This is a genomic window from Dyella monticola (assembly GCF_003363155.1).
GTDB lineage: Bacteria > Pseudomonadota > Gammaproteobacteria > Xanthomonadales > Rhodanobacteraceae > Dyella_B > Dyella_B monticola.
On the sequence record NZ_QRBE01000005.1, the window covers coordinates 201,034 to 226,834 of the forward strand.

Consider the following 25,801-nt stretch of genomic DNA (forward strand, 5'->3'; position numbering starts at 1 on the left):
GTTCCGAGCAGTCGACCGGGATTGAGCCGATCAACGATGCACGTACGTGACGTCGCTGGTGCCGTCCGGTTCCGGGCGCCGCAGCAGTGCGTTGTACCAGCGGCGCTGTTGTGCAAGATCGCCTTCGATCAACCACTGAGGTTTGTTGGCCACCAGGGCTGCCACCGGCACGCCGTCTTCATAAAGCACGCGGGTACCGGCAAGCGCGGGTAAACGATCGCCGGCGAGCACGGTGCCGACCAGGTTGAGCGGATCGCTACCGCTAAGCGTGACGCGGATCTGTTCGGGCGGCCGCAGGCGGATGCTGCGCAAATGCGCGATGGCTTCGGGCAGCGCGAATTGCTCACCGACCAAGCCCTCCACGAACCGGCCGCCGCGGATTTCACCGCGCGCTTCCAGGCGGTGATACACGCGCAGCAGTTCGCGCCAGGATGGGAGCCACGGTGCCTCGCGTTCGAGCAGTTTCCAGAAGACAACGCCGTAGCGCCGCAGCAAGGTGCGGGCGATGTGTTCGATGATGTCGTCGCGGTTGGCGCGGTCTTGCGCGCCCATCGCTTCAACGCGGCGACGCACCAATGACCAACGGCCCGCATCTTCGATTTCGCTCAAGGTATGCCTGCGCACGCGGCGATGGCGCTGCGAATCGCGCTTGGCGGCCGGCGTAAGTAACGCACGCAGGCCGGCAAAGCTGTCGGAGGTTACGCGCCCGGCAGAAACCAGTTCACCGAGCGCGTCTTCCAGTTCGGTGCGCAAAAGATGCGCGGCGTCGATCAGTTCATCGAAGAACAGAGCGCCGTGCGCGGTCAAGGTGTCAGCTACCGCTTGCGCGCGCGATGACAGCAGCGACTCCTGTTCCTGGTTGCCATCGGCCATGGACGTCCATATCGGCAATTGTCGACGCGGCAACAAGACAATCGGCGTCGCGCGCACCGGCCCACTGCTGCCGCCGCCGCTGCGCAGCCGGTTCCAACCGATGCGGCCGGCACGGCACAATTCGTCCAGCCAGCGGCTGCTGTAATCCTCCATGCGCGCGGCAAGCAGTTCGCTTTCCCAAGCGCCCGCCGCGGCTTCGTAGCCTTCGAGCTGGTGAAGCACGGCGTTGAGCGCGTCGGGGCTACTGAGCTTGGTGCCCGGCGTGGTGTGCTGCCATTCGAGCAGGAAGCGCATCAGGTCGCGGCGGCTCACTGGTTCGATTTCGCGACGTAGACGGCCGATGGTATAGCGATGAATGCGCGCGAGCAGATGACGTTCACACCATTCGGTATCGGTGGCGTCAGGCGTGAAGCGGCCCTGCATCACGTAGCCTTCCGACTGCAGGCGGATCAGGGCAAGGTCGATGTCGCTGGTGTCGACCTGCATCGACGTAGCCAGTGCGGCGACAGTGGTGGGGCCTAAGCCGGTGAGACGGCCGCGCGTCAGTTCGAGCAATGCATCTTCGCGCGTCCATGATTGTGCGGCGTATTCGGCGGGTGCGCTGATGGATGGATGTAGCGAGGCGTGATCGTGCACGGCCTGCCACATGGGAAGTTTTTCGGCGCAGATCCATACTCCACCGGAACCTTGCTCCCTCCCCTGCGTGCAGGGGAGGGTTGGGGTGGGGTTGTCCGCGCTTGCCGCAAGCTTGGGTGCTTCATCCAGCCCTCCACTACTGCACGCGGGCGAGGCAGCAAGTCGCGTGGCACGATGAGCGTTCGCGAGCTTTTGCAGCCCATCGAGCCAGCCGTCATTCGCCTGCGCTTCGCCGTCGGTGACAAAGCCAAGCACATTCAGCGCCTCATGCATTTCATCCGCGCTACGTACCTCAGGCCACGCTTCGCCACGTACGGCAGCGATGGCTTCCGGATCGAGTTTGGCCAGATCGTCCGTGTCTTCGATGCCGTTCCAATGACGCGTCTGCACGGCGCGCGTGCGGCGTTCTTCCAGCGGCGCGTCATCGAGAAACGCATAGGGTGCGGCGTTCAATACTTCGCTGGCGAGCGGGCTGGGTGCGGTCAGTTCGCGTGCTACGACGGTGATGGCGCCCGCTTCGACCTGCTTGAGCACATGCAGCAAACCGTCGACGTCCATCGCTTCGCGCAGGCAATCGTGCATGGTTTGATTGACCAGCGGATGATCGGGAATCTGCCGTTCGCCCACGATATTCTCCAGGCACGCCACCTGGTCGGGAAACACCGTGGCCAACAGGTCTTCGCTTTTCATGCGCTGCAAGGGCGCAGGCACTTTCTTGCCGCCGGCATGGCGCGGCAATGCCAGCGACGTGACCGCATTCCAGCGCCAGCGCACCGGAAACAGCGGCGCATCCAGCAGTGCCTGCACCAGCACGTGTTCGGCGGTATGGCTGTGCAGATAACGCGCCACTTCGATCAGCGGAAAACTGTGGCTGGTGGAGAGCGACAGCACGATCGCATTCTCGGTCGCCGCGGCCTGCAGCTCGAAGTTGAACTGCCGGCAGAAACGCTTGCGCAACGCCAAGCCCCACGCTTTGTTGATGCGGCTTCCCCACGGCGTGTGGATCACCAGTTGGGTACCGCCGGACTCGTCGAAGAAGCGCTCGAGCACCAGTGTGGATTGCGTGGGCATCACACCCAGCGCGGCCTTGGCTTTGGCCAGGTATTCCACGATCTGCTGAGCGGCCGACTCATTCAGCCCGAGTGTCTGACGCAGCCAGTCGAAAGCCGCCTGCACGCCTTCATCATCAATGCGCGCGGAAAGCTCTTCGCGCAGGCGCGACACGCCGACCGAAAGTTCATTACTGCGCCCCGGTGCTTCGCCGAGCCAGAATGGAATGCTCGGCGGCGCGCCTTGCGCATCTTCCACACGCACGCGATCGCGCTCCACGCGCAGAATGCGATAGCTGGTATTGCCGAGCTGGAAGATGTCGCCGGCCATGCTTTCGACCGCGAAATCTTCGTTGATGGTGCCGACGATGGTCGCTTGCGGCTCCAGCACGACCAGGTAATCGGCGGTGTCGGGAATGGTGCCGCCGGATGTGACGGCAGTCAGCCGCGCGCCGCGTCGTGCGCGCAACGCATGGTGCACGGCATCGCGATGGATATACGCCCCACGTGGGCCCCGTCGCGTGCTGAAGCCGTCGGCCAGCATGCGCACCACCGCGCTGAACGTGTCGCGCGGCAGGGTGCGATAGGGATACGCGCGGCGTATCAGGTCGAACAAGGCGTCTTCGTCCCACTCCGCGCAGGCCACTTCGGCCACGATCTGCTGGGCCAGCACATCGAGCGGTTGCGGTGGTTGTACCAGGATGTCCAGCTCACCGCGCCGGACGCAGTCGAGCATGGCCGCGCATTCGACCAGGTCGTCGCGGCTGGTGGGAAACAGGCGTGCTTTGGGCGTCCCGTTGACCGCGTGGCCGGAACGGCCGGCGCGCTGCAGGAATGCGGCGATGGAACGCGGCGAGGAGAGCTGGCACACCAGATCCACATCGCCGATATCGATACCCAGTTCCAGCGACGCGGTCGCCACGAGCACTTTCAAATCGCCGCGCTTCAGGCGTTGCTCGGCGTCCAGGCGATGTTCCTTGGCGAGGCTGCCGTGATGGGCGGCGACGACTTCCGGTCCCAGGCGTTCGGACAAATGCCGTGCCGCGCGCTCGGCCATGCGTCGCGTGTTGACGAACACCAGCGTGGTGCGATGGTGCTCGACCAGTTGCGCGAGCTGGTTGTAGACCAGCTCCCAGCTGTCGTTGGACATCACCGTTTCAAGTGGCACCGGTGGCACTTCGATGGCCAGGTCGCGCTCGCGCGTGTGGCCGATGTCGATGATGGTGCAGCGGGTCTCCCTCTCTCGTGCAGGAGGAGCATCGAAGTGAGGCGTCGTGCTTGTGAAAAGGTCTGGAATTATGGGCGCGGGTTCCTCAGTCGCGGCTAGCGGAGGCGGTCCTTCAACCGCGCGCTCTTCGCGCAGCGGCGACGGCGCCAAACCGCTCCCCTCGCCTACTAGAAATTTCGCAACATCCTCGATCGGCTTCTGCGTCGCCGACAAACCGATGCGTTGCAAGGGCCGCTGGCACAAAGCCTCCAAACGCTCCAACGTAAGCGCCAGATGCGCGCCGCGCTTGCTCGCCGCCACCGCGTGGATTTCATCCACGATCACGCTGCGCACGCTTTTCAACATCTCGCGCCCGGACAGCGAACCCATCAGCACGTACAACGATTCCGGCGTGGTGACCAGAATGTGCGGCGGCGCTTTGCGCATCAGGTTGCGTTCGGCTTGAGGCGTGTCGCCGGTGCGTACGGCGGTGCGGATCGGCGCATCGGGCAGTTGTTGTTTTTCCAGTTCGGCGCGAATGCCCTCCAGCGGCGCTTCGAGATTGATGTGGATGTCGTTGGACAGCGCCTTCAACGGCGAGACGTACACCACGCGTGTTTCATCAGGCAGGCGGCCGCCGCGCGCGACGCTCTCCTGCACCAGTTGGTCGATGGCGGCGAGGAACGCGGTAAGCGTCTTGCCCGATCCGGTCGGCGCTGCCACCAGCGTATGCCGCCCTGCCCTGATTTCAGGCCACGCGGCGGCCTGCGCGGCGGTGGGCGCGGGAAACGTGGCGTCGAACCACGCGGAAACGGCGGGATGGAAATCGTGCAAGGGCATGATGGATGGCCCGCTGCGATGCGGGTGCGGGAGATCGATCATACATAGGGCTGGTTGGCGGCGCGGCAATGGCGTCGTGCCCGATCCTCGGACGCAACCGTCTCATCCCGTGAGATCGGTAACGACCTCTCGCCGCCCGCTGCCGAAGTACCGCGCCGGCGGATGGCCAAAGCAGCGGCGGAACATCGCGATGAAAGCGCTGGTACTGGCATAGCCCAGGCCGTCCGCCACGGTGGCCACTGGCAGGCCATCGGCCAGTTGTTCCAGACCCTTGGTGAGGCGCGCCTGCTGCCGCCACTGCGCAAAGCTCAGCGCGGTTTCGGCGCGGAACAGGCGGCTGAGCGTTCGCGCGGACAGGCCGCCCCACGCTGCCCATTCCTCCAGGCTGCGGTTGTCGTGCGGCTGTTCCAGTACGGCGAGCGCGATGCGCAACAGGCGACGATCGATCGGCATCGGCAGGTGCAGGGGCTCGTGCGGCGCGTGGCACATTTCGTCCAGCAGCAGCGCCATCACCCGTTCCTGCCGCGTGTCCAGTTCGGCATTCCAGGTCCATGAACTGGCGCGGTGGACCAGCTCGCGCATCAACGCGTTGACACCGATGACGCACGGGCGATCGGGCAGGCCAGGGCTGGCGTCGGGATGAAGAAACACGCCCCAGCCGCTCAATGGACCGCTGATGGTGACTTTATGCTGCTGCCCGGGCGGCATCCATCCGGCGCGATGCGGCGGCAGCAGCCATGAACCGTGCGCGGTGTGCACGTGGACCAGGCCGCTTTCCACACAGAAAAACTGCCCGCGGGCATGGCTGTGCCAGTCGTACTGCTGGGTTTCGGGCTTGTACTCGCTGAAGGCTTCACCGTCGTCCCAGTAGGCAATGACGGGCGGCCCATCCAGCCGTTCGATCAGGTCGTAGAGCTCGAGCTTGGTCTGCTGCATGGCCGAATCTCGACATTTTTTGACCAAATAACGTTATCAGTTTAGCCCGGGCTTTGCCTAAGCTTTTACCTGCCCGACGACCCCGCCGGGTCTTTAGTCGCCGCTGCCGCCGCTCGCGGCTTTCCCCACCTCGATCCAGGGGCTGACCCGCCGCGCAGGTACACAGCGGCGCGCGCCATGTCGGTCACAGAGCGCCCCGATCGTCCGTCTTTATGAGCGATCCGCTGCACGAAGAAAGGAAACGGCCCATGTCCCCGCTTCAATTGATTTCCGTGAAGTCCGAAGTTTCCAGATCCCCGCTGGAAACCTTCGTTGCCTGCGCCCACCAGATGCTCGACCCGGCCACGCCCGAGGCCGTGCGGCGGGCGATGGAACCCCGCTTGCTGGCGCAACTGCCGGCGCTGCGGGCGCTGGGGGTGTTCGATCTGTTCGAACTACGCGATCCGGCCCTGCGTGCCTGGCTCGATGACGAACTGGCCGGCCTGGCCTCGGCGGCCCGGCAATAATTCATTTCTGTCCATTTGCTGAAACAATAGGTGCGTAACTTATATTTGCCTTGACAAATATACCGGAGGCAACAATAATTGGCCTCCATGAACACGACCGGTCCTCTTATCACCCCTATCAGCCAGGAAAGCCTTGGCGTGCTGATTGGCCTCGTCCGCGCGGAGCTGGTGCGCGGCGTTGAGGCGGAGATCACCGCCAAAGGCATGGATCTGCGCTTTACCCAGTTCCTGATCCTCAAGCGCCTGGCGATGCTCGGCCCGATGACGGCGACGGAACTGGCCCGCGCGGTGGAACTGGACGGTGGCGCCATGACGCGTCAGCTCGACCAGCTCGAGGGCAGGGGATTCCTGCGCCGCTTGCCGCATGAACAGGACCGGCGCGCGTTGCGCATCGAACTCACCGATTCCGGTAGCGCGCTTTGGCAGCAACTGACCGGTTGCAACGAGCGCGTGCTGGAAGCGGCGCAGCGTTCGCTGAACGACGCGGAGCGCGAGCATTTGCACGATTACTTAAGTCGTGTGCTGCACGCACTGCGCGACAAGAACAAGAGCGAGCGGCCTTAGGGAGAAGGTTGCTGTGATGGAGGCGCCGCAAGGCACTTCCGTCATCGTCCAGGTGAGGCATAGGCCTTATCTGGCAAGTCAGGAAAGCGCAAGGAACTGCTTCCCGGGCACTGCTTATTCACCATCAACGTCGAGATTGAATGCCATGCGTCTGCATATTGTTGCGGCTGCTGTCGGATTGACGCTTGCCCTCGCGGGTTGCGTAACCAGCGGCGGGCTGCATCCGAACGGCACGCTTACTGATCCTTCCTCGCTCAAAACCGAGCGCAGCCTGGCGGGCGTGCAGGTTTCCGATGCAGCCTGGCCGAAAGAGGACTGGTGGACGGCCCTGGGTGATCCGCAGCTCAGCGCGTTGATCGCCGAAGCGCTGCGCGACAATCCGGGCCTGGCCGAAGCCGATGCGCGTGCGCGTCAGGCACAAGCCGCCGCCGGTGCGGCCGACGCGTCGCGGCAGCCGACGTTCAACGTCGGCGCCAGCGTGGCCGAAGCGCGCATTCCCACGTCATTTCCCGCGCTGGGCAACGGTCACCTCGGCGCGGCCAAGTATGTCTATGGCAGCTTCAAGTGGGATCTGGACCTGTGGGGCGGCCATCGCGCGGCGTGGCAGGCGGCATTGGGTGAGCAGCGTGCGGCGGATGTCGACGCGCAGGCTGCACGCATCGAATTGTCCACCAACGTTGCGCGTGCCTACGTGCAGCTTGGCTATGCGTACACCGAGCAGGATGTCGCCCAGGCCGAATTGAAGCGCGCGAACGACGCGCGCGATCTCACACGCCAGCGCGTGGCGGCCGGCATCGACAACCAGATGCAGCTCAAGCAGAGCGATTCCGAAGTCGCCACGGCCGAAGGCGAAAAAGCACAAGCCGATCGCGCCGTCGACGCCGCGCGCATTGCGCTGGCGGTATTGCTCGGCAAAGGACCCGATCGCGGCCAGGACATCACGCGTCCGCAACTGTTGCCGCCAGCTGCATTGAGCGTACCCGGCAACGTGTCGGTGGAGCTGGTCGGCCATCGCGCGGACCTCGTTGCGGCGCGCTGGCGCGTGGAAGCGGCGAGCAAAGGCATCACGTCGGCCAAGGCCGAATTCCTGCCGGACGTGAACATCAGCGCGCTCGCCGGCCTGATCAATTTCGGCGGCGCCAACCTGCTCTCGCTGCAGAACCGCTTTTATGAAGCTGCACCGGCGATCAGCCTGCCGATTTTCGACGGCGGTCGTCGCCGCGCCAATTTGAACAGCAAGGATGCCGAGTACGACCTCGCCGTCGCGCAGTACAACAAGACCCTGGTGTCTGCCGTCGATGAAGTCGCCGATGACTATGACGCCATCGCTTCGCTGCAGCAGCAGGTCGCGGCGCAGCAACGCGCGCTGGATGCGGCGAACGATGCGTGGACCCTGGCCGAGCAGCGTTACAAGGCCGGCATCGGCAGCTATCTGGAAGCGCTCAGCGTGCGCCAGGAACTGCTGGCCGCCGAACAGCGCATGGCCGGGCTCCACGCGCAGCAATCGGATCTCAATGTGCAGCTGATCCAGGCACTCGGCGGCGGCTTCAGGCCGCAAGCCGACACCGAACAACTTTCCTCCAAATAATTTTTAGCGCTTCCTAAGGCAGACTCCCATGTCCAGTCCGAATCCCAACACCGCAGACACGCCGGTCGCGCAGGCACCGCCTACCAACAAGCGGCGCAGCATTCTGATGCGGTTGCTGCTGGTGATCCTCGTGCTTGCCGCCATCGCTTTCACGATCTGGTATTTCCTCGTGGGCCGTTGGTATGAAGGTACCGACGATGCGTACGTCAACGGCAATATCGTGCAGATCACGCCGCGCATCGCCGGCACCGCCACCAGCATCACCGCTGACGACGGCGATTTTGTGCAGCAAGGCCAGGTGATGGTGAAGCTCGACCGGTCCGACGCCGATGTCGAACTGCAGCGCGCGGCCGCCAACCTCGCCAACACCGTGCGCCGTGTGCGTGGTCTGTACAGCACGGTCTCCGGCGCGAAGGCGCAGGTGGCGGTGGAGAAGGTCGCGTTGCAAAGAGCGCAGGCCGATTACAACCGCCGTCGTGATCTGGCCAAGACCGGCGCGATTTCGGCGGAGGAATTGGCTCACGCACGCGATGCGCTCACCGCCGCGCAAAGCGCGCTTACGACGTCCCAGCAGCAATTGCAGACCAACCAGGTGCTGGTCGATGACACCGTGGTCGCCTCGCATCCGGACGTGAAAGCCGCCGCTGCACAGTACCGCGCTGCCTATCTGGACGATGTGCGCACGGTAATGGTGGCACCGGTGACCGGTTATGTCGCCAAGCGCACCGTGCAGGTGGGCCAGCGCGTGCAGCCGGGTGCCGCACTGATGGCCATCGTGCCGCTGCATCAAGTGTGGGTGGATGCGAACTTCAAGGAAACGCAGCTCACGCACATGCGCATCGGCCAGCCGGTGGAAATCACCTCCGACGTCTACGGCAGCTCGGTGAAATACAAGGGTCAGGTCGAGAGTCTTGGCGTGGGCACGGGTAGCGCGTTCTCGCTGCTGCCGGCGCAGAACGCCACCGGCAACTGGATCAAGATCGTGCAGCGCATCCCGGTGCGCGTGGTGTTCACCGATCCGTCGCAGCTGGACAAGAACCCGTTGCGCATCGGCATGTCGCTCGACACGGACGTGGATCTGCACAATCAGAACGGCCTGGCGCTGTCGCAACAGGCGCGCACCGAGCCGCGCTTCAGCACGGACGTCTATCACGACCAGCTGGGCAAGGCGAACGAACAGATCCAGGCCATCATCCACGCGAATATGGGTAAGTGATGCGACCGCTCCCTCCTCTACGAGCAGGAGGGGAGGGCGATGAAGCAACCACGCATCACCGATAGATCATCAGTTCGGGAAACACCATGAGCTCCCACTTCCGTCCACCCAACCTGGTCCTTGCGACGATTGGTTTGTCGCTGGCCACGTTTATGCAGGTGTTGGACACCACCATCGCCAACGTGTCGCTGCCGACCATCGCCGGCAACCTCGGCGTGAGCCAGGACCAGAGCACGTGGGTGATCACCTCCTTTGCGGTGAGCAATGCCATTGCGTTGCCGCTCACCGGATTCCTTACCCGCCGCTTCGGCGAGGTGAAGCTGTTCGTGTGGGCGACGCTTGCGTTCTCGCTCGCTTCGCTGTTGTGCGGTATCGCGCAGAGCATGAGCATGTTGATCGTGTTCCGTACCCTGCAAGGTGCGGTCGCAGGTCCCATGTATCCGATCACGCAAGCGCTGCTGATCTCGATCTATCCACCCGCCAAGCGAAGTATGGCGCTCGCCTTGCTGGCGATGGTGACGGTGGTGGCGCCGATTGCCGGTCCGATCCTCGGTGGTTGGATTACCGACAACTATTCGTGGCCGTGGATCTTTTTCATCAACGTGCCGATCGGCATTTTTGCCAGTACCGTGGTGGCCAATCAGCTGCGCCTGCGCGAAGTGGTGACGCAACGCCCGAAGATCGACTATGTGGGCTTGTTCACCCTGGTGGTCGGCATCGGAGCGCTGCAGGTGGTGCTCGACAAAGGCAATGACGAAGATTGGTTCAACTCCACCTTCATCGTCGTCACCGCGATCATTTCCGCGATCGCCATTGCGATCTTCCTGATCTGGGAACTGACCGACAAGGATCCAATCGTTGATCTGAAGCTGTTCCGACATCGCAATTTCCGCATGGGTACGATCGCGCTGGTGCTGGCGTACGCCGCATTCTTCGCGATCGGCCTGCTGGTGCCGCAATGGTTGCAGATCAACCTCGGCTACACCGCCACCTGGGCCGGTTTTGCGACCGCGCCACTGGGTGTGTTGCCCGTGATGCTGACCTTCATCGTAGGCAAGTACGCCACGCGCTTCGATCTGCGCTTGCTGACCAGCGGCGCGTTCGTGGTGATGGGCGCGACCTGTTTCCTGCGTGCGGACTTCTACATCGGCATCGACTTCGCACACGTTGCGCTGGTGCAGTTGCTGCAAGGCTTGGGCGTGGCGTTCTTCTTCATGCCGGTGACGACGATTTTGCTGTCGGACCTGCAGCCGCATGAAATCGCTGCAGGCGGCGGCGTGGCTACCTTTCTGCGTACGGTGGGTGCGAGTTTCTCCGCATCGCTTACCACCTTCCTGTGGCAGCGTCGCGGCGTGCTGCATCACTCGCAGCTCACCGAACAGATCACGCCGTACAACCCGATCGTGCAACAAGCCACAGCTCAGACCGGCGATTCGCAATCGGTGCTGGCAGTACTCAACGAGTCGATCACGGCACAAGGCTTGCAGATTTCCTTCAACGAAATCTTCTACGCCCTGGGCTGGATCTTCCTGTCGCTGATCGTGGTGATCTGGATGGCCAAGCCACCGTTCGCGGCGAAAGCCGGGGCAGGAGGGGGCGGGCATTGAGCTCCCTCCTACCTCGCTTTGCTAACTATTGGCTGATCTACCCGGACGCCAGCATTCACTATAGCTCTGCTGTTGTGCGCGCGATCCGCGATCACGGCAATCTTCACAGTAGGTTCCCCAACGCAGTCCATTCGCGGTAGTGGGTGCCTGTGATTCGGTGCTGACAAGCTGTCAGCGCTATCAGCGTGGCAAGTCCAAAGACTGTTGCGCACATCATCAGTCCCTGGCCTTGAAGTCCCTGACCTTGGCGTCGTGGACGGACATGTCGCAGACGTAGTGGTCCTGCCCGGAAGGTGTGCGCAGTCCAGGAGGCACGGTGGCTTTCCAATTGATGCGCACACCTTTAGGTAGATGGGCATCCGTGCCGTAAATGAATCCCGGAACCAACGGAATCTGATCCGTCAATGTCTTTCCTTCATCGCCCCATGTCATTGTCACAAACAAGGAGTCACTTGTGACGGACATCGTGTACCGCTTCGAACTCTCCACAGAGTCTGCGGTATGTTCATGGATATCGTATTGAAGCCAATGAAACGAACGGCCGCCGTCAGTTGAATAGGCAAGGTAGTTCCTGCATCCACGATCACCGCACAGACGGGGCGATGCCTTGGGAACAACCACATTCATGCCGGTCGGATCGTCGATGATGAGTTTCCCAACGAATCCGCTGACCCAAAAGCCGCCTTCACTGATCTCTGTGCGTATGCCCTGCTTGGTGTCGTTGTACCAGACTTGTCCATCACAACCGTCGTAGTTTTCCACTGTCATGAAGCGGCGGTCGTCGATGCGGTAGAAGACTTGCGGCGGTACGTCGTGTGTTACCCAGTGCAGTTCGGTCGCTTGGGGTTGTGACGGCTGTATCGCATCCTGCCCTTGCTCCTGCTGGCAGGCTGTCAGCGCTATCAGCGTCACAAGCCCCCAGGCCACCTTCCGTTTCAGTAAGTGCACTCCCTGCAGGTAGCCAGCCTGCACGGCCTTGCGCATCTCGTCACCCACCGTCTGCGGATCGATGCCATCGGGCACGGGCGGGATTGCCAGCGTACCCTCCACAAAATAGGGATCGGTAAAGTTCAACCAGTCCGCATCGCGGATCAGGCGCGCCCAGAAATCGGGTGAGTCGTACGCATCGCAGAAGCCGATGGGCAGGTCCCACGCCGCTACCTTGCGCATGAAGGGTTCGAACTGGGGCAGCGTGCTGTGATTGGTCGGCATCGGCTGGTAGTGCTCGATGCGCTTGAGCATTTCGGCTCGCGTCTCGAGTCGCTCTACTGGCATGCCGGTGGACGAGGGTACAAGGTCGGACGCGACCATTTTTTCCCGGTCGTGGATCGATTCGAGATAAGGAATGCTGGCGTCGAGGTATTTGCCTTCATTATCGCGCGCGCCAAGGTCGTCCTGATCACGACGGGCCTCGTCAAAATAGCGATCGACTGCTTGGTAAGCCATGGTGTCGTCGTCCTTCACTCGCGTGACTCTGCGCCGGTGAGACCCTGGCATGTCTTCTGCGGTAACCGGGTAAGGCACCTGCTCCGCGTTGATAGTCACCACTTGGTCGGGATGGGGCACGGCCCACAGCATCGGGTTGCCATGAGTGCCGTTCCAGAAGTCCGTGGCCTCGGCGTCCGGCTCGGGGTTAGCGATAGGCGGCAGCGTGCCGAACTTCTTCATACCCGGTGCGTCGCCGCACGCGGTGCCGCGTGCGAGCATGCGCTGCTTGACGGTGTCGCCCAGTTCGGCAATCAGATCGTTGCTGACGCCCTGCCAGCCGATGCTTTGCAGCGCGATCGAACCCATCACGCGATCGTGCGGATTGAAATAGACGTAGAGCCGGCCGTGATTGTCCCGCTCCTTGATGCCGTTGACGACGGCATCGGGGTGCCATAGCTCCTTCTGCAGCGTCGCGCCGACGTGAAGCTGCTCGCGGTCTTCTTCGGTGGGTATCTTTTTATCGCGCTGGATCCGGTTGGCCACATTGCGAAAGGTGTTGATGCGGGCGGATGTCGTGGGGCGCTCACTGCCGCACACCAGGGCGTCGGTTCGCTTGTCCTGGAGAGCAAAGGGGGAATTCATCACCACCAGCGCATCCGGTGCGCGGGTCTTGCACATCAGCGTGGCGGCCATCGCCACCATGGTGCCCTGGCTGTGCGCCATCACGGTGATCGTGTCCTGGGGATGGCGCTGGCGAATGCGGTCGATCAGGTTCGCCAGGCGCTGCGCCGCATGCGCATAGTATTGGCGGCCGGGTGCATCGTGCAGTTCGCGGTCCCATTCGGTGTTGAACCATTGCAGATTGACTGCGCCGAACACGCGGCAGTCGAAGCCTTTATCGCTCCAGAGTTGCTGAAGATTGTTGGTGCCGTTCTGGAACGGGCCGCCGCCCCAGTACCAGGGGCCTTTGCCTTGGCCGCGCGTGGTTTCCCACTGATCGTCGCCTTGGATGTTTCGAAGCGGTACCTTCCACCTGCGTTCCTCGCCGTCTTTCGGGCGATAGCCCCAGTAGAAGCGAATGACCGGTGAACGGCCATCGTTATCCTTGGTGAGCTGACGGGGGATTAACTTTTTCTGCGCTTTATCATTGTTGGTGTAACTATTTGGCTTCAGATCTTTACGCCCAAGTCGATCATTGAGCCCGTTACAAAGCGCTTGTTCCGCCGCTTCATACCACTCACCCTCCGAGTTCACCCCATGCACAAAAATAATGATCCCCGGCAAATGCGGCGGAACGCGACACTCGGCGCACACCTCGTAGCCCTCGGGCGTCTGGTACGACTCCCAGAAGGGCTGCCCAAGGTGATCGCGTTGCATGGGGACGACGCGCGTGGCCTGTTTGAGTGGATATCGATACGCATCGCCACTGTTGTCTGGATCATCTGAAGGGGTCTGGGTCACGTCGTTACTCATCCTTGGGCCCCTCTCCTCGTTGGCAATACAAGCTTCAATCCTTGCGCGACTTCGCTGGTGGTCAGCGATGTTTCGCACTCTCCTCGCCGGTGCGGCCTTCCACGACTTCGCCATCGGTGATGGCGCGCACGGCTTCGGTTTGGGAACTCGCCGTCAGATGCGTGCCGCTGTGGGCGCGGGGGTCATAGGTAACCGGGAAAATACCGTGCCGTTGCACATGGCGCTCGACGATGGCCATCAATAGATCGTCTTCGCTTGTGCTCGATGCGATGTGATCGTCTTGCGGAAGAAACGGAGGCCTGATGATCATGGCTGGTTCATTCCCAAGACAGCAGTGCGGGCGATTTGCTTGGATGGTTTTGACATCGTTTGTGCTCCCCCATGCGTTAGCGCGAGACCTTTCGCGCAAGCGGTAAAGCACATAACGAAAGCGCCTGCGAGTCATCCGGAGTCAACCGCGCGCAGGGTAGGGGTGGTCTTTATCTTTGTAGGTGGTCGGCAGATTTCCCTGACCGAAAACGACAACGGCCCCGATCGGGGCCGTTGTTTTATGCAGCGTTGACAGGCTTAGAACGCGAAGCCCACCACCGCCATCGTTTCGCCGCGGTTGGGTTCATGAATACCCGCATTGGAAATGTGGCGAATGCCCGCACTCCAATGATCGCCCTGATAACCCACCGTAGTGGTGAATTCATACGCGCTACTCAACGCCGCGGTGCGACCGGTGTGCAGGGTGGGTTGCTCGCTGATGAAGAGCTTGCGGTACCACGCGCCCGGGGCACCGTAATGGAAACGTACGCCACCGGCGATGAGGCCGATATCGTCGTGCGTGGTGTAGCGGTCGTTGCTGAAGCGGGCGATGTTGCGGCCGCTGATCCAACCGGCGGTGATGTCCGGCGCCCAGGTGAAATTGCTGCTGCCGATGGCGTGATCGTCGAAGATGACTTCGCCGAATGCGACTGGGGTGCTGTAGCTATCCATGTAGCTGACACCGCCTTGCAATTCGAAACGGGCCGCCAGGGCGGGCAGGGTGGGTAATGCGAACAACAACACGGCAGCCATGCCGCGTGTGAGGGGATGCATACGCATTCGAGTGACCTATGGGGATAGGGTTGCTGTTTGTGTACTTACAAGTTTACAAATGATTAAGGCCGCCTGCCACCCCATATTTGTTCCGTTTTCAGCAACTCAATGTTGCCCGCATGATGCTTAAGTGAAACGACAGCATGGCGTAAGCAAACGCCGATGCGCGTCCATTAGATAACGCGTCTATAGATTCGCTGTCTTGAACATTCCGACCCGCTGAAGCACGTTTGGTACCGGTGATACGGCCCAGGTCGCATGCAGGCCTAATGGGTGCAGCGCGCCTACTCCGTCGCCCGATCCTTGGATGCCAGGCACCGCGCGATAGTCAGAAACGCATGCACCATCGGATCGCTTGCGTCGTTGCGGTAGATCGCCCATACCGCTGTTGCCGCTTCCATGTGTGCCACCGGACGATAGACCACATTCTGCACCCGCATCCGTTGCACCGAACCCGGTAATACGGCGACGCCGAAACCGCCGGAAATCAAGCCGATGATGGTCGGCAACTCGCGCACCTGGTACAGAATGCGCGGGCTGAAACCGGCGCGCGTGCACAGCGCGATCACTTCATCGTAGAGGCGCACGCCCAGATGACGTTGATAGAAAATGAAATCCTCGTTCGCCAGTTCGCCGATATCGATCGGGCCTTCCTTGGAGGCCAGCGGATTGCTCGCATGCATCACCACGGTAAGCGAGTCCTTGAACAGCTCGATGGCGCTGATGCCATCCGGAAGTGCCTCCGGGCGGATCACGCCGACATCGATGAGGCCTTGCTCCAGCGCATCGATCTGCTGGGAGGTGGCCATCTCGTGGATCAGCAGGCGCACATCGGGCAGGCGTTCGCGAAATCGTGCGAGCACGCGCGGCACCACCACGGTGAAAGGGCCGGACGACATCAGGCCCAAATGCAATTCGCCTAATTCTCCACGTTGCGAACGGGCCACCGATTCGGCCGCGCGTTCGGCCTGCGTGAGAATGGCGCGTGCGCGCGGCAACAGCGCGCCACCCGCACCCGTCAAAGCAATACCACGGCCTTTTCGTTCGAACAACTTCGCACCCAGGCGCTGCTCCAGCGCATGAATCTGCTGGCTGAGCGGCGGCTGTGAAATGCCTAATCGTTCGGCCGCGCGGCCGAAATGTAACTCGTCGGCCACGGTGACGAAGTACCTCAGGTGCCGTAGTTCAAGGTAATCATTCGTCATGCGTATCAAGCCATTCGCGATGCTGTATCGATCTTAGCAAGTCGTACAACTACTCTTCACTTTTGCAGGCATCTTCCCCCAAAGATGTCGGCGCAGCACACGTTTCCATGTCATGGCGTGCCCCGCACGCACCGTTTGCCGTACCTGGCTTGCGCCATGGCGACGACCAGACGTTCAGCTAGCCTCTGGAGCTCATCCACATGCTGAGGATTGTACGGCTTGCGCTGGAGCGGCCTTATACCTTCGTCGTTCTCGCCCTGCTGATCCTGATCGTCGGGCCACTGGCCGCCCTGCGCACGCCCACGGATATCTTCCCGGACATCAAGATTCCGGTGATCGCGGTGGTGTGGCAATACACCGGGCTGCCACCGGATCAAATGGCCGGCCGTATCGATTCGCCGTTCGAGCGCGTGCTCACCACCACGGTGAACGATGTCGAGCATATCGAGGCCAAGTCGATCGCCGGCTACGGCATCATCAAGATCTTCTTCCAGCCCAACGTCAACATCGCCACCGCCAACGCGCAGGTGACCGCGGTGGCGCAGACGCTGCTCAAGCAATTGCCGCCGGGCATCACACCGCCGCTGATCCTCAATTACAACGCCTCGACCGTGCCGATTTTGCAGCTGGCGCTATCGGGCAAGGGATTGAGTGAGCAGAACCTGGGCGACCTGGGCCAAAACATCCTGCGCCCGCAGCTCGTGTCGGTGGCCGGTGCGGCCATTCCTTATCCCTATGGCGGCAAGACGCGCCAGGTGCAGATCGACGTGGATTCGGCCGCGCTGCAAGCGCGCGGCCTGTCCGCGCAGGACGTGGCCAATGCGCTGGCGGCGCAGAACCTGATCGTTCCTGTCGGCACGGAAAAGATCGGCAGGTTCGAATACACGTTGAACCTCAACAATTCGCCGTCCGATATCAGCGAACTGGGCAATCTGCCGATCAAGCAGGTCAACGGCACCACCATCTACATTCGCGACGTGGCGCATGTGCGCGACGGCGCGCCGCCGCAAACCAATATCGTGCATGTGGACGGCAACCGTTCGGTGTTGCTGACGATCCTGAAAAACGGTTCGGCGTCGACGCTGGCGATCGTGGCCGGTATCAAGCAGCGCCTGGCCGACAGCAAGGGTTTGCTGCCGGATAACCTCAAGGTGACGCCGATCGGCGATCAATCGCTGTTCGTGCGCGCGGCCATCAGCGGCGTGGCGCGCGAAGGCGTGATCGCGGCGGCGCTCACCAGCCTGATGATTCTGCTGTTCCTGGGCAGCTGGCGTTCCACCGTCATCATCGCCGTTTCGATTCCACTGGCCATTCTTGGCGCCATTGCGCTGCTTTCCGCTTTTGGCGAGACGCTCAACATCATGACGCTGGGTGGCCTGGCGCTCGCGGTGGGTATCCTGGTGGACGACGCCACGGTGACCATCGAGAACATCAACTGGCATCTGGAACACGGCAAGGATGTGGAAACCTCGATCATCGACGGCGCCAAGCAGATCGTAACGCCGGCCTTCGTGTCGCTGTTGTGTATCTGCATCGTGTTCGTGCCGATGTTCTTCTTGAATGGTGTGGCGCGCTTCCTGTTCGTGCCGATGGCCGAGTCGGTGATCTTTGCGATGGTGTGCTCGTTCATCCTCTCGCGCACTCTGGTGCCGACGATGGCGAACTATCTGTTGAAGCCGCACGCGCCGCACGTCGAGGCGCATGCTGCGCCACCGCCGTCGCGTAATCCGTTGGTGCGCTTCCAGCGTGGCTTCGAAGCGCGCTTCGAGCGCATTCGCGCCGTGTATCACGGCGTGCTGGATCTTGCGCTGACGCATCGCCGGCCGTTCGTCGTGGGCTTTCTCGCCTTCGTGCTGGTGTCGTTTCTGCTGGTGCCGTTCCTGGGCCGCAACTTTTTCCCCGACGTGGATGGCGGCCAGATTCTGATGCACGTGCGTGCGCAGGTCGGCACGCGTGTGGAAGACACGGCCAACCTGTTCAACGACATCGAGAACACCGTCCGCACCGTGATCCCGCCGAAAGAACTCGGCACTGTGGTGGACAACATCGGCTTGTCCGGCAGCGGCATCAACACCACGTACAACAATACCGGTCTGGTTGGCGAACAGGATGGCGACATCCAGATTGCGCTCAACGAAGGCCATCGACCCACCGCCGAATACGTGCGCAAGCTGCGCGAGCTGCTGCCGCGCAAATATCCGAGTGCGACGTTTTCGTTTCCGCCTGCCGATATCGTGAGCCAGATTCTGAATTTCGGCGCGCCGGCGCCGATCGATCTGCAGATTCGCGGGCCGAATCTCTCCGCCAACTTCGCCTATGCCAATACCTTGCTGGGGCAGATCAAGCGGGTTCCCGGCGTGGTCGATGCACGCATCCAGGAATCCCAAGCCAGCCCTGCTTTCGACGTCAATGTGGATCGCACGCAGGCGCAGCTGCTTGGCATTACCGAGCGCGATGTCACCAACAGCCTGGTGGTGAATCTGGCCGGTTCCAGCCAGGTGGCGCCGACGTTCTGGTTGAATCCGACCAATGGCGTGTCGTATCCGATCGTGATGCAGACGCCGCAGTACGCGCTCGACAGCCTCGCGCAGCTACGCAACCTGCCGGTCAACGGCAGCAACGGACAAGCGCAGGTGCTGGGCGGTCTGATAACGCTCAAGCGCACCACCACCAACGCCGTGGTCGATCAGTACGACATCCAGTCCGTGGTGCAGATCTATGCCGCCACGCAGGATCGCGATCTCGGCGCGGTGGCGGCCGACGTGCAGAAGCTGATCGACAACACGGCCAGCCAGCAACCGAAGGGTTCGCACGTGGTGCTGCTGGGTCAGGTGCAGACCATGAACAGCGCCTTCTCCGGCCTGCTGTTCGGCCTGCTTGGCGCGGTGGTGCTGATCTATCTGCTGATCGTGGTGAATTTCCAATCGTGGAGCGATCCGTTCGTGATCATCACCGCGTTGCCCGCGGCGCTGGCCGGCATCGTGTGGATACTGTTTGCCACGCATACACCGCTGTCGGTGCCTGCACTCACCGGCGCCATCATGTGCATGGGCGTGGCCACCGCCAACTCGATTCTGGTGGTGAGCTTCTGCCGCGAACGCCTCGCCGAGCACGGCAATGCGGCGCTCGCCGCGCTTGAAGGGGGCTTCACGCGTTTCCGTCCGGTTTGCATGACGGCGCTGGCGATGATCATCGGCATGGCGCCGATGGCGCTGGGCCTTGGCGAAGGCGGCGAACAGAATGCGCCGCTCGGCCGCGCGGTGATCGGCGGTTTGATTTTTGCTACCTGCGCGACGCTGCTATTCGTGCCAGTGGTGTTCAGCATCATTCATGGACGTCACGAGTCCAAAGCCGTTCGTGCCTCCGGAGAACCCAGCTATGTCGTCTGAAGCCATGCTTCACCCTTCGCAAAAACCGTCCAAGCGCGGTTTGCGCCTGACCGGCATCGCGATCGCCACCGTGCTGATTGCCATCGTCGTGATCGGCCTGGTCACGCGCTCGACGCAAGCCAGCAGCCTGAAAACCTGGACGCAGGAACAGGCCATTCCCACCGTCACCGTGGTCATGCCGGCGCCCGGCAAATCCGGGCCAGTGCTCGATCTTCCCGGTCAGCTGCAGGCCTTCATACGTGCGCCGATCTACGCGCAGGTGAGCGGTTATCTGAAAGCCTGGAACACCGACATCGGTACACCCGTGAAAGCAGGGCAATTGCTCGGCGAGATTTCCACGCCGGAGCTCGATCAACAGTTGCAACAGGCGCAAGCGGATCTGGCCAGCGCCAAGGCCAACGCGGACCTGGCCGGCGTTACCGCCAAGCGCTGGCAAGCCATGCTGGGCAGCGATTCGGTCGCGCAGCAGGATGTGGACCAGCGCACCGCCGACTACACCGCCAAGCTGGCGCAGATGAAAGCCGCGCAAGCCAACGTCGATCGCCTGCACGCCGCCAAGGCCTTCGCGCGCATCGTGGCGCCGTTCGATGGTGTGGTCACCGCGCGCGACACCGATGTGGGTGCGTTGATCAATGCCGGCGGTGGCACCGGGCCGGAGTTGTTCGTGGTGTCGGACATCCACAAACTGCGTGTGTACGTGCAGGTGCCACAGCGTTATGCGCCCTCGATCCGCCCCGGCAGCGTGGCGGTGCTTGCCGTACCGGAATACCCCGGACGGGAATTCCATGCCAAGGTGGTCGCGACGGCCGACGCAGTCAACACGGCGTCCGGTACGACCTTGGTGCAATTGCAGGTCGATAATACCGGCAACCAGCTCATGCCGGGCAGCTTCGCGCATGTGCGTTTCGCGCTGCCGGTGGACGCCACCGCGCTGCGCGTGCCGGCCAGTTCGCTGATTTTCGACAACGCCGGTCTGCGCGTGGCGACGGTTGGCGAGGACGACAAGATCGCCTTCAAAAAAGTGAGCATTCTTTCCGATTACGGCAAGACCGTGGAAATCGGTTCCGGCCTCAGTGCGGGGGATCGCGTCATCGACAGCCCGCCCGATGGCATCAAAGACGGCGATGCCGTGAAGATCGCAACCGACGACACGGTGGTCAAGCCTCATGAAAAAGCGTGAGTCCCTGCTGGCCCTCGCCGTGACGCTTGCGCTGAGCGGCTGCTCGCTGGCGCCAACCTATCATCCGCCAGCGACGCCGCAGGCGCAGGCGTATCGCGATGTGGGTCCATGGGTTGCCGCGCGGCCCTCCGACCAACAGGCGCGCGATGACTGGTGGCAGCTGTATGCCGATGCCGGACTGAATGATCTTGAGGCCAAGCTGCTCGCCAGCAATGCCGATCTGGCCGCCGCGCTGGCGCATTACCAGCAGGCGCAGGCCTTCGCGCGGGAGGCGCGTTCCGAATTGTTTCCGCAGATCGGCGCGGGTGCGACCGGCGTACGCCAGCGCGAATCGGACAACACGCCGCCGCTGCGCAACCCGACCGCGCCAGCCGATTACAACAGTTACACCGTGGGTGTGCAGGCCAGCTATGAAGTGGATCTGTGGGGCCGCGTGCGCAATACGGTTGAAGCCGGCCGCGACAACGCGCTGGCCGCCAAGGCCGACCTGGCTTCGGCCCAACTGAGCCTGCAGGCGCAGCTGGCCGACAGTTACATGCAGCTGCGTGGCCTGGATCAGCAGATTGCGCTGTTGCAAGAAACCATCCAGGCCTATGAAAAAGCGCTCAAGCTCACGCAGACCTTGCATGGCGGCGGCATCGTCTCCGGCCTCGACGTGTCGCGCGCGCAGACACAGCTTTCCGATGCGCGTTCGCAGTGGTCGCAGACCGTCGCGCAGCGCGCGCTGATGCAGGATGCGATTGCCGTACTGGTGGGCGAAAACGCCGCCACGTTCAGCTTGCCTGCGCAGATCGAACCGGTCGCCGTACCGGTGATTCCGCTCGACGTGCCATCGACCTTGTTGCAACGTCGCCCGGACGTGGCTGCCGCAGAGCGCCGCGTCGCCGCCGCCAATGCCGGCATTGGCGTGGCGCGCGCGGCGTGGTTCCCGTCGCTGACATTGAATGCGCAAGCCGGCTTCCAGAGCACGGGCTGGGCGAACCTGCTCACCGCGCCCGATCGAATCTGGGCGTTAGGCCCAACGCTTGCCCTGGATCTGTTCGATGGTGGATTTCGCAAGGCAACCATCGCCGCCGCCAAGGCGAAAACCGACGAAGCCGGCGCGACCTACCGCGGCGTCGTGCTCGGTGCGTTCCAGCAAGTGCAGGACAATCTCGCCTTGCTCGATCATCTGGGCGACGCGAGCGCCAATCAGAAGGATGCCGCAGACGCCGCGCAACACGCGCTGGATCTGTCGATGTCGCAATACAAGCATGGCGCGGTGAGCTATCTGGATGTGGTGCAGGCGCAAACCGTCGCGCTGCAGGAAAAACGCGGCTTGTTGCAACTGGACACGCAGCGCCTGAGCGCCAGCGTGCAGCTTGTGCGCGCCTTGGGTGGCGGCTGGTCGTCGCAGCAGCTTGCGCGCCGTTGATGCGCATGCCCAAATAGGCCCGATAGCCCAAGGACACGCGATGACGACCACGCCGCATACCGATGCAAGTATCACCAAAGACGGGGCCACCGACGCCACCACACCGCCAGGCAGCATGCATGGCCCACGGCATGGCGCGCTGGACATGGCCGAGATCGCCGAACACGACGAAGTGCAGCACGATGCCGCACTTCGCGATTCATCGTTGCGTGTGCCGCGTTGAACGATATCCGGCTTACAGTCTTAGCGGAACGAAGCGTCCATTTTTGGTTTCGTATCGGAGTGAGATAGGTACTCGCTTTTCGCACACTCAGGCATGAGATCTAATCTTGCTTTACCGTCATTCCGGCGAAGGCCGGAATTCGTGCTTCGCACTCGCGACGGATGCCGGCCTTCGCCGGAATGACGTCAAGGAACTCTCAATGGATGCGGGAAACAGCTCACGCCGAAATCGTTCTAGCGAGCGCTATTGCCCAGGCTCATATCCGCCTGCAGCATGATTTCGCGCCCGTAGATGTTGTAGTTCTGGTTGTTGAAATACGGATAGGTCACGTAACTGCCGTCCGTTGGCGGCATCCGGTTGGTGAGGTTGTTGACCAGCAGCGACAGCGAAAGACGGTGCGTCGGGCGATACGTCACACTGCCGTTGAGAGTGATCCACGGCGATACGCGCGCCGCGCCGACGGCGCCGATGCCGATATTGGTAGCCGTGTAGTTGGGCGAGGGGCCATAGCGATGCCCGTAGAGCGTGCTGGTCCACGTCTCGCCCGGGCTCGTCCAGGTGAGGCTGGCGCTCACGATGCTCTTGAACTCGGTGCTGTACACCGCGTTGGTAAGTTGATTGATCGGTTGCTGGCCGGGCGCGATCTGGTAGTCGTGCTCGAGCATGTCATTGTAATCGAGTTGCAGCTTCAGCGTGCCCGCATCGAACAGCGCATGCTGATAGCGCGCGCTTCCCATGATGGATTTGGCCGTCTCATTGGCGAGATTGGCGTAATAGGTGGTGATGCCCTCGATAGGGCCGGTGCCATGGGCGCGCTGCACCTGATCGATCGCCGCGGCACACGTCGCCGAGTCGGCCGGGAGCTGGCCCAGCAGACATTCCGCGTCATTGCGCAGCAGCAGGTTGACATCCTGCTGCACCACTTCGTCCTGTATGGCGATGCGCAGATAGTCCACGCTCAGATCCAGGCCTTCCACCGGCGACCACACCGTGCCGAGCGTCCAGCTCTGGGCTGATGTAGGTTGCAGTGTGGGATTGGCCAGCGTGGTCCCCTGCACGGTGTATTGATAGTTGGTGCCGCACACGGCGGCATGCGCCGTCGCGCATTGGTAGTAGTCGGTGACGATGGTGTAGTAATCGGTCGGTGCGAGGAAGATCGACGACAGATCAGGCACCTTGAACGATGTCGTGTAATTGCCGCGGATCAACCACGTATCGAACGGTCGATACTCGATGCCGGCTTTATAAGTGAATTTATGATTGTCACTGCCGTGCTCGAGCGCGTAATGATCGTAGCGGCCTGACAGATCGATCGTCAGCGCTTTCAACAACGGCAGATTCAGTTCGAACGCCGTTGCCGCATGCGAGCGCTCGCCACCGCCCCCTGCCGCGGCGTGTTCGAACACATCATCTTGCGTGAACACCGGACCGATCGGCTCATACCACGCTTCGCTGCCGCCTTCGATCAAGGCGGCCACGCCGGCGTCGCCGCCGGGCAGTGTAAACAACGATGCGTTGCTCAACGTGGCGCGCGCCTGATTGATCCAGGTGCTGCTGTTTTCGTCGACCTGCTGCGTGAAACTGGCGTACTGTGCGGGCGTGATGGCTTGAAAGAATGCGTTGTAGTTGGTGTTGTACGTCATGAAGCCCGAATGCGTATCCACGCCGAGCGATGGGCCAAACATGCCAGTGAAGAACGCATCGATTTTCGACGTAATCAGCAACGGTTCGGCGATATCCGTGCGATCGCCCGTGCGCATGTAATAGACATCCCAGTCCCAGCCTGAGTCGCCCCATTGACCGTTGGCACCGATGTCGGCCTGATAAAGCAGATCATCCTGCCGATACATCTGGCCGGCCAAACCGCCGGGCATTTCTTCGGGCGAAAAGTACCGCTCCGGATACAGAAACTCGCCGGTGGTTGCATCCTCGATGGCGCCCTGTGGAAGGTCATCGGGAAACCACGCGGTGACGCCAGGAAACCAGCGCTGTTGCTGCGAATTGACCATCGCATCGCCATAGAACCGCACGCTGTCTAGTTGGTAGGCGAGCTTCAGCATGCCGTCGTAACTTCGCTGCTGGTTGCTGAAGGTCATGTCGCCATCAATGGCGCGCGAACCGCAGTACTGGCCTGGCGGATTGGGCGAAGCGCTTGTCACCAGCATCGTGCTGCCGCCAAAAAGCTGCGTGGCGCAGCCATCCGGCGGCGTAAGATAACCCAGCGGCCGGCCGGTGAAGGTCGATGCATTGCCGAAGTTGAGAATGCCTGCCTGCACACTGGTTGCGGCGGCGACACCTACCCCCGAATCGCCCGCCGTCAGCGGGCGTTGATAGCCCCATATGGGCGAGGCGTTGTCGAATTCGACAGCGCCCAGGATGTGCCATGCGCCGATGTCGTGGCCGTAGACACCGCTGATGCGCTGGTTGGCGCCGCCGCCGTCCGAATAGCCGCCCGCGCGCGCAGATAGCTCTGCACCATCCATGTGCGACTTGGTAACGATGTTGATCACGCCACCAATCGCTTGCGAACCATAGATCGAAGAGGCGCCGCCGGGCATCACGTCGATGTGGTCGATCATCGCGATCGGAAAATTCGAAAGATTGGTGAAGTTCAGCGTGCCATTGTATAGCCGTCCAAAATTGGCGACGGGTTTGCCGTCGAGCAGAATCAGCGTGAATTCCGGGCTCAAGCCGAACAGACTCACCGCCTGCGCGCCTTGCGTGAAAGCGCCGGCAAGCTGCGGACCTTGCACGGAACCGGTGGCTAGTACGGAGTTCTCCAATACATCGGCGAGGTTGTTGAAGCCACGCGCGCGAATGTCTTCGGCGGTGATGGTCGTGGTGGGTGTGGCCGTCTGGATGTCCGCATTGCCGATCAGCGAGCCGCTGACGTTGACGGTGGTGAGCGTCCGGGGTTGCTCGGTAATGATCGGTACGAATGCGTGACGCACAGGGTGTGAAGCAGGCGATGCTTCCAGCACGAACGTGCTTGCGTTGATGGCTTTCCAGGTCAGCCCCGTGCCGGCAAGCACGTGCTTCAAGGCGTCCACGGGTGTGAAGCGCCCGGATACTCCGTGGGTGATCTTGTCGTCGATCAGATCCGGCGCGTAGACAAGCTGGAGATCGCCTTGCACGGCCAGCGCATCCAGCGCATGGCTCAAGCTGCCCGCCATGACGGCATAGGTACGGGAGGCGACGATCGTTTCGGCCAGCGCGGGGCGCGGCGTCAAGGCAGCGCCGGTGCCAAGCAGGGTCAGGCCGAGCGGGCAGGCGAACGTCGTGGCATGGCAAAGCAGGGATGCGGGCCATCCCCTCTCGCCCAGGATGCGCGGCAGGCGAACCCGCAGCATCCATCCTTGCCAGCTTGCGCGCATGCCGACCCTC

16 protein-coding genes are annotated in these 25,801 nt (G+C 62.2%); 9 read left to right on the plus strand and 7 right to left on the minus strand.

The window, feature by feature from the left end; all coding sequences use genetic code 11:
- Positions 1–30 precede the first annotated feature (30 nt).
- A complete protein-coding gene (locus tag DWU98_RS10835) occupies positions 31–4,605 on the minus strand; it encodes a DEAD/DEAH box helicase (protein WP_115495626.1) in 4,575 nt (1,524 codons plus the stop codon).
- Between the two features lie 102 nt (positions 4,606–4,707).
- Complete coding sequence (locus tag DWU98_RS10840) at positions 4,708–5,541, minus strand: AraC family transcriptional regulator (protein ID WP_115495566.1); 834 nt, start codon at positions 5,539–5,541, stop codon at positions 4,708–4,710.
- A gap of 248 nt (positions 5,542–5,789) precedes the next feature.
- On the opposite strand from DWU98_RS10840, the gene DWU98_RS10845 reads away from it, so the two are divergent.
- The 5 genes from DWU98_RS10845 (at position 5,790) to DWU98_RS10865 (ending at position 11,022) form a co-directional block, all read left to right on the plus strand.
- Positions 5,790–6,047, plus strand: coding sequence for a hypothetical protein (locus tag DWU98_RS10845; RefSeq protein WP_115495627.1), 258 nt, complete (start codon positions 5,790–5,792; stop codon positions 6,045–6,047).
- Between the two features lie 87 nt (positions 6,048–6,134).
- Positions 6,135–6,611 (plus strand): MarR family winged helix-turn-helix transcriptional regulator, encoded by a 477-nt coding sequence (locus tag DWU98_RS10850; protein WP_115495567.1) that lies wholly within the window; start codon positions 6,135–6,137, stop codon positions 6,609–6,611.
- Positions 6,612–6,756: 145 nt separating this feature from the next.
- Positions 6,757–8,199 carry an efflux transporter outer membrane subunit gene (locus DWU98_RS10855; RefSeq protein WP_115495568.1) on the plus strand — a complete coding sequence of 481 codons (1,443 nt, stop codon included), beginning with the start codon at positions 6,757–6,759 and terminating at the stop codon, positions 8,197–8,199.
- Positions 8,200–8,227: 28 nt separating this feature from the next.
- Positions 8,228–9,415, plus strand: coding sequence for an HlyD/EmrA/EmrK family protein (locus tag DWU98_RS10860; protein WP_115495569.1), 1,188 nt, complete (start codon positions 8,228–8,230; stop codon positions 9,413–9,415).
- 86 nt (positions 9,416–9,501) lie between these two features.
- Positions 9,502–11,022 (plus strand): DHA2 family efflux MFS transporter permease subunit, encoded by a 1,521-nt coding sequence (locus DWU98_RS10865; RefSeq protein ID WP_115495570.1) that lies wholly within the window; start codon positions 9,502–9,504, stop codon positions 11,020–11,022.
- A 216-nt stretch (positions 11,023–11,238) separates the two neighbouring features.
- On the opposite strand, the gene DWU98_RS10870 is transcribed toward DWU98_RS10865, so the two are convergent.
- The 4 genes from DWU98_RS10870 to DWU98_RS10885 form a co-directional block, all read right to left on the minus strand.
- The gene (locus DWU98_RS10870) at positions 11,239–13,827 is read right to left on the minus strand and encodes a T6SS effector phospholipase Tle3 domain-containing protein (RefSeq protein ID WP_230474800.1); all 2,589 of its coding nucleotides are present in this window, start codon (positions 13,825–13,827) and stop codon (positions 11,239–11,241) included.
- Between the two features lie 157 nt (positions 13,828–13,984).
- Positions 13,985–14,233, minus strand: a complete 249-nt coding sequence (locus DWU98_RS10875; protein ID WP_115495572.1) for a hypothetical protein — start codon at positions 14,231–14,233, stop codon at positions 13,985–13,987.
- Between the two features lie 257 nt (positions 14,234–14,490).
- Positions 14,491–15,012, minus strand: coding sequence for an acyloxyacyl hydrolase (locus DWU98_RS10880; RefSeq protein WP_230474801.1), 522 nt, complete (start codon positions 15,010–15,012; stop codon positions 14,491–14,493).
- A gap of 278 nt (positions 15,013–15,290) precedes the next feature.
- Complete coding sequence (locus DWU98_RS10885) at positions 15,291–16,211, minus strand: LysR substrate-binding domain-containing protein (RefSeq protein WP_115495573.1); 921 nt, start codon at positions 16,209–16,211, stop codon at positions 15,291–15,293.
- A 200-nt stretch (positions 16,212–16,411) separates the two neighbouring features.
- Between DWU98_RS10885 and DWU98_RS10890 the strand changes: the two genes are divergently transcribed.
- The 4 genes from DWU98_RS10890 to DWU98_RS10905 are packed head-to-tail and all read left to right on the plus strand — an operon-like array spanning position 16,412 to position 22,417.
- Positions 16,412–19,600, plus strand: a complete 3,189-nt coding sequence (locus DWU98_RS10890) for an efflux RND transporter permease subunit (RefSeq protein WP_115495574.1) — start codon at positions 16,412–16,414, stop codon at positions 19,598–19,600.
- Positions 19,590–20,780 (plus strand): efflux RND transporter periplasmic adaptor subunit, encoded by a 1,191-nt coding sequence (locus DWU98_RS10895; protein WP_115495575.1) that lies wholly within the window; start codon positions 19,590–19,592, stop codon positions 20,778–20,780. The genes DWU98_RS10890 and DWU98_RS10895 overlap by 11 nt, the downstream gene beginning before the upstream one ends.
- On the plus strand, positions 20,767–22,194 hold the full coding sequence (locus tag DWU98_RS10900) for an efflux transporter outer membrane subunit (RefSeq protein ID WP_115495576.1): 1,428 nt from the start codon (positions 20,767–20,769) through the stop codon (positions 22,192–22,194). The genes DWU98_RS10895 and DWU98_RS10900 overlap by 14 nt, the downstream gene beginning before the upstream one ends.
- Before the next feature lie 40 nt (positions 22,195–22,234).
- Entirely contained in the window at positions 22,235–22,417 is a 183-nt protein-coding gene (locus DWU98_RS10905) for a hypothetical protein (protein ID WP_115495577.1), read from the plus strand.
- Positions 22,418–22,650: 233 nt separating this feature from the next.
- Here DWU98_RS10905 and DWU98_RS10910 read toward each other — a convergent pair whose 3' ends face one another.
- Positions 22,651–25,791, minus strand: a complete 3,141-nt coding sequence (locus tag DWU98_RS10910) for a TonB-dependent receptor (RefSeq protein ID WP_158545035.1) — start codon at positions 25,789–25,791, stop codon at positions 22,651–22,653.
- Between the last annotated feature and the right edge of the window lie 10 nt (positions 25,792–25,801).